This window comes from Cryobacterium sp. 10I1 (assembly GCF_035019805.1).
GTDB lineage: Bacteria > Actinomycetota > Actinomycetes > Actinomycetales > Microbacteriaceae > Cryobacterium > Cryobacterium glucosi.
The window spans coordinates 1-1,722 of the sequence record NZ_JASJVF010000421.1; the positions used below are offsets into that span (position 1 = coordinate 1).

General features: G+C 67.2%; 2 protein-coding genes and 1 pseudogene. 2 read left to right on the forward strand and 1 reads right to left on the reverse strand.

Annotated features, from left to right (window positions below; all coding sequences use genetic code 11):
* Positions 1–327 (forward strand): annotated as a pseudogene (locus QN345_RS18685) (hypothetical protein); the annotation flags it as partial.
* Positions 328–424: 97 nt separating this feature from the next.
* On the opposite strand, the gene QN345_RS18690 reads toward QN345_RS18685, so the two are convergent.
* Positions 425–904 carry a MarR family winged helix-turn-helix transcriptional regulator gene (locus tag QN345_RS18690; RefSeq protein ID WP_134449956.1) on the reverse strand — a complete coding sequence of 160 codons (480 nt, stop codon included), beginning with the start codon at positions 902–904 and terminating at the stop codon, positions 425–427.
* Between the two features lie 133 nt (positions 905–1,037).
* On the opposite strand from QN345_RS18690, the gene QN345_RS18695 reads away from it, so the two are divergent.
* Positions 1,038–1,679, forward strand: coding sequence for an NADPH-dependent F420 reductase (locus tag QN345_RS18695; protein ID WP_134449957.1), 642 nt, complete (start codon positions 1,038–1,040; stop codon positions 1,677–1,679).
* Positions 1,680–1,722 lie beyond the last annotated feature (43 nt).

Consider the following 1,722-nt stretch of genomic DNA (forward strand, 5'->3'; position numbering starts at 1 on the left):
GGGGCACCCAGCGGGGGACGTCCCTCTTCCGACGAGGAGGCAGCCACAATGAGAATTGACCCGGACGGGCTCTGGCCACGGCGAACGGACTCCGGCAGCGACGGTCTCGACGAAGACCGCGACATCGACGACGTCGAGCTCACCCTCGAGGAGGACCTGGTCCCGGAAGACGACCCGGACGATGATCTCGACTGGTCGATCGACGCTGACGACCGCGTCGTCGACCAGGACGACGAGGACGAGGACGACCGCGGTGTCGACGAGCACAGCATCATCGACATCGATGATGCCGAGGAGTTCGACGACGTCGACGACTACGAACGGTAGACCGGGACGCACCGGGGACCGCAGAGCCTGAACCCGCCGTCCAGGCCGTGCCCGGCTCGGGCATGGCTGGACGGCGGCGGGCTCGGCGCGTGCCGGCTCAGCTCGGGCGGAGCAGGCGGTGGTCCGGGTCGAGGGTGCCGAGCAGGCTGCCGCAGATCTCGGAGAGTTGGCTGACCTGACCGGGCGTCAGGGAATCGAAGACGACCGAGCGCACCTCCTCGACGTGGCCGGGCGCGCTCGCGACGACCTTGGCCCAGCCGGCCTCGGTCAGCTGGGCGATCGAGGTGCGGCCGTCGCTCGGCGAGGCGCACCGGGTGAGCAGGCCCTGGACTTCGAGCCGGGCGATCACGTGCGACAGGCGGGACAGCGACGAGTTCGTGCGTGCGGCGAGCTCGCTCAGGGCGAGGGAGCGCTCAAAGCTCTCCGAGATCATCGCGAGCACGTAGTACTCGAAGTGGCTCAGCCCGGCATCCCGTTTCAGCTGCGTCTCGAGTCGCCCCGGCAGGAGCATGGTCACGGCCATCAGGCGCAGCCAGGCCTCGCGTTCGTCATCTGTCAGCCAGCGCGGTTCGGTCATGCCGAGAATTCTACCGGTTAACTTGACGGTTCAACTAAAAAGTCGTAGTCTTTAGTTGTTGCTTCAAGTAATTGTGACGGGAATCCCGCCGGAGGCAGCATCCATCTGACACTCTTCCGGAGGAAAAACAACTATGACGAACATCACGATCATCGGCAGCGGCAACATGGCTCGCGGCATCGGCACCCGTGCCGTCGTCGCCGGAAGCGGCCTCCAGATCCTTGATCGCGACCCGGCCAAGGCTGCGTCCCTCGCCGCCGAGCTCGGCGCCCAGGTCACTTCGGGCACTCTCACCAGCCCGCTCACCGGTGACATCGTGGTGCTCGCGCTCCCGTTCGACGCAGCCAAGGAAATCGTCACCACCCTCGGTGCCGCCCTGTCCGGCAAGACCGTGATCGACATCACCAACCCCGTCGACTTCAGCACCTTCGACTCCCTCGTCGTCGCCCCCGGCACCTCCGCCGCCGAAGAACTCGCAGCGCTCGCCGCGCCCGGAGTGACCATCGTCAAGGCATTCAACACGACCTTCGCCGGTGCCCTCGTCGCGGGCACCGCCGCGGGCCTCCCGCTCGACGTGTTCATCGCCTCCGACTCCGACGAGGCGAACGCGACCGTCTCCGCCTTCGTCACCGCCGCCGGCCAGCGTCCGATCGTCGTCGGCCCGCTGCGTCGTGCCCGCGAGCTCGAGGGCTTCCAGTTCCTCGTGATGACCCTGCAGGCCAACCCGGCCTTCGAGGACTTCAACTGGAACACCTCGCTCAAGGTGCTCGTCTAACCGATTGATCCCCGCCACAGCCAGCGCCCGCATCCGCGGAGCG

Excerpts from the sequence above, each read along its gene's own strand:
- QN345_RS18690 (WP_134449956.1), bottom strand. The coding sequence starts at position 904 with ATGACCGAACCGCGCTGGCTGACAGATGACGAACGCGAGGCCTGGCTG.
- QN345_RS18695 (WP_134449957.1), top strand. The coding sequence starts at position 1,038 with ATGACGAACATCACGATCATCGGCAGCGGCAACATGGCTCGCGGCATC.